This window comes from Parapedobacter sp., assembly GCF_053550995.1.
Window position 1 is genome coordinate 1 of the sequence record NZ_JBMQOC010000033.1, and the last position, 5,475, is coordinate 5,475.

Consider the following 5,475-nt stretch of genomic DNA (forward strand, 5'->3'; position numbering starts at 1 on the left):
AAAAGGCCCATTGTTGTTCTGTAGGGAATTTGGATGACCCGTCATATCGGCCATTCATTTCAAGCAGATAACGCTCTTTGAAGTTATAATTCACGCGAAAAAAACCGCCCGCGATTGCCCACTTTTTATTGCCACCGCTGGTGACAATACTTTGCCCCAACGCTAGGTTGATATCATCGGCATCGGCATAAACTATACCATTACGCCGCGCCGTTAAGCTTTTCTCGGTGGACTGCTCGTAGTTAAAACCTGCCAGTAAGCTAAGGTTGTGTGCATCGTTGAATGTCTTTACATAATCGGCATAAACATTTGTGGCCAGATAATCTGTCGTCCGTCTAAATTCCTGCAAATCGTTGGTATTTGTACCGGTATAGCCGATTACCCCCTCATAACGGCTATATGGCACTTGGACACGGTTTTGCTGTGCTCCGATGTCCATGCTTTGAAAGGTGAAATCACTTCTGATGGTTAGACTTTTGTCAAGAAATTCGGCGGTTGCAGCCACCCTGTTCTTCAGGAAACGACGGGTTTCATCCTCTGCATTACGTCCAATATATTGATCGCCCACCGTATACGCCGCCGGGAAGGATAGGGTACCATCGGGATTCAGTAAGGGTGCCAATGGGTGCCCTTCATCGGCCATGTTGCGCCAAATACCACTCCCTTCACCTACATTCAATGGTTGGTGATAGGCCATACGTGAATATTCTGTATTGTTCTCCACTTGCAGCCAAGGCGTCAGTTGGATCGTCCCCTTGGCACGTAGGTTATACATGCTGTACGTATCCGAGTTGTACCGGAAAAGGCCATCTTGACCATTATAACGGCCACTTACGTAAAATGCAGCCTTATCGTTACCCCCCGATAGTGCCAAATTATGGTCCTGGGCAAAAAAACGTTCCTTATATAGTTCCTCGTACCAATCCGTGCTGTAATAATATTGGTATTCGCCGGTTGAGGGGTTTACTTCGATACGTGGTAGCGAGGGGTCTTCCCACCGGCGCTTAATTTCTGCGAGGTATTCGGGAGAAAAAGGCAGGGTTTTATTTACGGCCGTAGGTGTTCTTCCGTTATCATTCCACCGCGACCAGGCATCGCTGAATCCCTGTGCCCACGGATAAGAATCGGTGATGTTATCCGGAACCGTTGTTGGTGATTTCGACGATACATTGGTGGAATAAGTAATCGATGTTTTCCCCGCCACCGCCGATTTAGTGGTAATCAGCACAACGCCAAATGCGGCACGCGCACCGTAAATGGAGGCAGACGACGCATCCTTCAGTATGGAAATGCTCTCGATGTCGTTGGGGTTCAACATCCTCGGATCACCTTCCACCCCATCGATCAAAATAAGCGCACTCCCTCCTTGGCCAATCGAGGTTGTCCCTCTTACATTGAAGGCAGGCGATTGGGTGGGCTTGCCATCCAACATCCGTATATTCAAGTTTGGCACAGCGCCCACCAATCCCTGTGAAATATTGGGGATGGGTCTATTTTGGAAGGTCTCAGCGGTAACTTGGTCAACAGCTCCGGTGAGGTTGATTTTGCGTTGTGTACCGTACCCCACCACAACCACTTCACTTAATGCGCCGCTTTCTTCCGATAATACAAAATTCACCTCGACACTACCCCCCTCCCGTACCGTCACAGCACGTTGCTCCGTACCATAGGAAATGAAGGAAGCTTCGAGCGTATAATTGCCAGGTTCTATTGACAAGGAAAACCGACCATCATCACCGGTGGCTACGCTCCGTTGTTGGCCTGTTATACGTATGCTGGCGCCCGATAATGGCGCACCATCCGCATCCGTCACACGCCCCACGATTTGGCTGGTTTGTTGGAGTAGGTGATTGGTCGATGCACGTAGTGCGGGGATTCCCGCAGCTATAAAGAAATAAAGTAAAGCTATTCTTACATGCCATTTACCCAATATGAAATAATTCATCATGAACTGTTTTTTGCCTCCAAAGGGATGAATTTCATCTCTTTTCTTACCTTTGGAAGGCGGTGATACGCTATTGTGTTACTCGCACAGGAATGCAGTCGCAGATGTCCAGTCTATATGTCTGCTTCCTGAAACTTATGAACGGGTGTGCCTTTGTCGCACCTGTTCGTTATTTTACCTTCGAATCCATTTCCTCCTTCCTTAAAAATGTCAAAATGATTACCGCATATTGCGAACAATGTTACCGTTTGCGCAAAAACTTATTGTTAAACCCAAGTTACGTTTGAAAACTTTAGTAAAATTGGATTTGAGAGATATCGTTAGTCGTTTATTTATATTACTATAATTGTATTAACAAAATTAACGTGTTTTCCTCCAATAAATCAATGGTAACCAAGCTATTTCAACGCAAAGGTTTGCGTTCGTAAAATCCCTATCCAAACACCGGAATCGAACGGATGGCGGCGTATCGGAACTACTTAAACATGAAGCCGAACATCGAATCAAGCTGGTAATAGCGAACACCTGCCTTTTTTAATTTTTCGGCTGCATTCTCGGCTTCTTCCATCATGTCGCTACCTTTGAATGCCCACGCATTCAATACACCAACGGCCAATATGCCGTGTTTCCGGGTCCATTCCATGTCGGCTTCTTTTATATCGCTAGAAAACAGGTAATAGTCTTCTGGGTTGAACCCCGGCTTCGACATGTGGTCTTCAAGCTGCTGACGGGTACAGCTTAACTTTATTTTCCCAGTAAAAAAAGGAGTAGACGCGGTAGTACCAATCATCATCGCTTGTTCCAAACGGTTATATTTTTCCAGTAATTCCACAACCTTGCCAAATAAAACGGTATCGTTCCCCTCGATCTTATTATCGACCATGACCTGCAGGTTTCCCTCTTGGCAAAATCTTAGCGCTTCTTCAAAAGTAAGTACCTTGTTACCCAGATTGCCCACCAACGGACTGATTTCCGCCCACTCCATTTCGGACACGGTTTTGTCTATACCAAAATACCGTTTAAAATTCGGGTCGTGGTGGATGATCAACACACTGTCTTGCGTCAAACGCAAATCGACTTCAACCATCCAATACCCATTTTTCGAAGCTTTCTCCAACGCCAGCAAGCTATTTTCAGCTGTTACGCTATCCACAACCCCTCCGCGATGGGCTATTAAATGATATGGGTGCCGTACTTCTTTCGGGTTACGTTGCCCATAGCTGGGGGTGAATAAAAAAAAGAGCCCAATTACCAGGATATTGCATGTTAGGATTATCTCTTTCATCTGTATGTTTTTTTGTTTTTCAGCTGCCAGTACCTTGCCCCGCCTTAAGGGGAAGGAGCTTTTATCGCCAAGCTACCGATTACCAAGGAGCTTGTTTTCTGCTATTCGCCGTGAAGGGTCCAACAATCGCACGATCGTATGGAAGATTGCCGTATTCGGATAAACGCCTTTGAATTCATCCGACTGGGGTCCGTAAGCAAATACAGGCAACATTATCGGCGTATGGTCATCCGTTACGTAAAGACCGGTAATTTGGCCTTTCTCCCACCTTCCGTCTATTAATGTCAGACCACCGGTCTCATGGTCGCCGGTTACAACCACCAATGTGTGTCCGTCTTCGTCTGCAAATTTCAATGCCTCCGCCACCGCCAAGTCGAAACTCAGGGTTTCCATAATAGATCCGGGCAACGAGTTGGCGTGGCCGGCGTAATCGATCTTAGCTCCTTCCACCATCAAAAAGAAACCCTTCCCCTCGGCTCTATCCAAGTTCCCAATGGCCCTTCGAGTCGCGTCAGCCAAAAGTCCCATGTTTTTTTCTGAAACCGCTTCACCAAATCGTTCATCGATGCAGATGGCTTTTTCGACACGCTTATCCAGTTTCCCTAAGTCGGTCATCATCCGATACTGGCTACTTAGCTCGCTCCAAAGTTCACGGCCGTCTTTGCGTTGGCTGAACAGATGCCTTCCGCTTCCGACCAACACATCCAACTTGCCGTCTGTCAGGTATGCGGTCAAGGCATCGCTGTCATCCCGCTCTACGGCGTGGCCGTAAAAAGCGGCCGGTGTCGCATCCGCCACATTACCTGCGGTCACCACCCCACAGAACATCCCTCCCTCTTTTGCGTAATCGGTAATCGACGGCTGAACCTGCCCTAGGGAATCCACACTGATATGGCGGTTTTTAGTTTTCTTTCCCGTCGCGAGAGCACTGCCTGCACCTGCCGAATCCGTAGTATATGCGTCAAGTGAACTGGTTTCTTGCAGGCCTATCGTGGGCATCAGTAAGGTGCTCAGTGTCCCATTGAAAGCGTAGGCTGCCTGCAATTGTGCCAATCCCATCCCATCACCGATCAAGAGGATCACATTTTCCACACGGCCATGGCGATCAAACTTTCTCTGCGGCTTATATATGGGAACGGCTGCCGACAGCGCCATTTCCTTCCCTTCGAAACCCCGGAAACCACGCGTGGTGGCATCCAATCTTTCTGCACGTGCCGTGCCATTACCGGGTATGGCATGCTGCAGGCTAAACCGTTTCCTTCCGAAATCCGAAAAAAAAGCAGCACACCGCTCGATCTGGTCCGTATTGATGATATCTACCCCCATTTCGTACAATGTATTCCAGGTCGTCAAACCGTCCGGCGTACCCCAAAACCGAATCCTCTTCCCCAACCGGTGTACCTTATCAATTGCGGTTGACACCTGCTTTCTGTCCTGATCCGTCAACGCGCCTTTTCCATTCCACCGCGCATAATCCGAAAACGGTGCGCTGACAAATTCGATACGTTCCAGTTCTTCTTCGGTATAGTCGACGCCCAAGCGGCCATCAAATCGGATGTAATGTGGGAAATCGGCAAATGTAGCGGGGTTTGGCATCGCACCGGAAATCACTACGGTTGCCGCATAGGGATTCAAGGTTTCGTCAAACACGTCGGGGTATTTCGCTATAAGGGTAACGACTCGGTGCAACGTCGTGGCAGCGGGCGATTTCAGGTCGATGAGGAGGACCAATCGGTTTTCCGACGCGGCCCATGCCCGGCCCCCATTTGATGCAAACACGTGAACAAGGGGATTAATGTACAGCGCTTCCAATGTCTGGCTAGGGTGTAACTCCTCCCGGTCGTGCCCCACCAACAAGGCACCCCCTTCGGCAAACACGTCTGCCTCGATTGCATAAACCTGTTGTGCATACGCCTGATAAAAAGGCACACGCTGATGGTAGTCATTATGTGCGTGTATCAGGATGCGTTCCTGCTGGGCGGCTACTTGAGGTAGTGCCCAGCAGGATAAGCATATCCATACCAGTAAGTATCTTGTCAACATTAATATCCGTCATTTTGATCCAAGTTCTCACTTGTAGCGATTTCGCGCACAGGGATGGGAAAAACGTGGTGAACCGTTGGATCGAATTCCCTCGCTGGCCACACTTCGATTTCTTCCAACGAAGCAATCTTTCCATCCGCCAAGTTTACCTTGAAGCCATGCAGTGGCCTGGCGTATACTGCCTCGGCATCACCCCAGCGAA

At 48.6% G+C, this 5,475-nt stretch carries 3 protein-coding genes and 1 pseudogene; all 4 read right to left on the bottom strand.

The genetic code is table 11. The annotated features are described in order from the left end of the window. On the bottom strand, nucleotides 1-1,948 hold a 1,948-nt coding region (locus ACO1NT_RS05195; RefSeq protein WP_449047360.1), incomplete at its 3' end, for a SusC/RagA family TonB-linked outer membrane protein. Nucleotides 1,949-2,420: 472 nt separating this feature from the next. Then, nucleotides 2,421-3,230, bottom strand: a complete 810-nt coding sequence (locus ACO1NT_RS05200; RefSeq protein WP_449047361.1) for a glycerophosphodiester phosphodiesterase — start codon at nucleotides 3,228-3,230, stop codon at nucleotides 2,421-2,423. Nucleotides 3,231-3,302: 72 nt separating this feature from the next. Continuing rightward, nucleotides 3,303-5,273, bottom strand: a complete 1,971-nt coding sequence (locus ACO1NT_RS05205; RefSeq protein ID WP_449047362.1) for an alkaline phosphatase — start codon at nucleotides 5,271-5,273, stop codon at nucleotides 3,303-3,305. Continuing rightward, a pseudogene (locus ACO1NT_RS05210) lies at nucleotides 5,273-5,475 on the bottom strand (hypothetical protein); the annotation flags it as partial. The pseudogene ACO1NT_RS05210 and the gene ACO1NT_RS05205, both read right to left, overlap by 1 nt.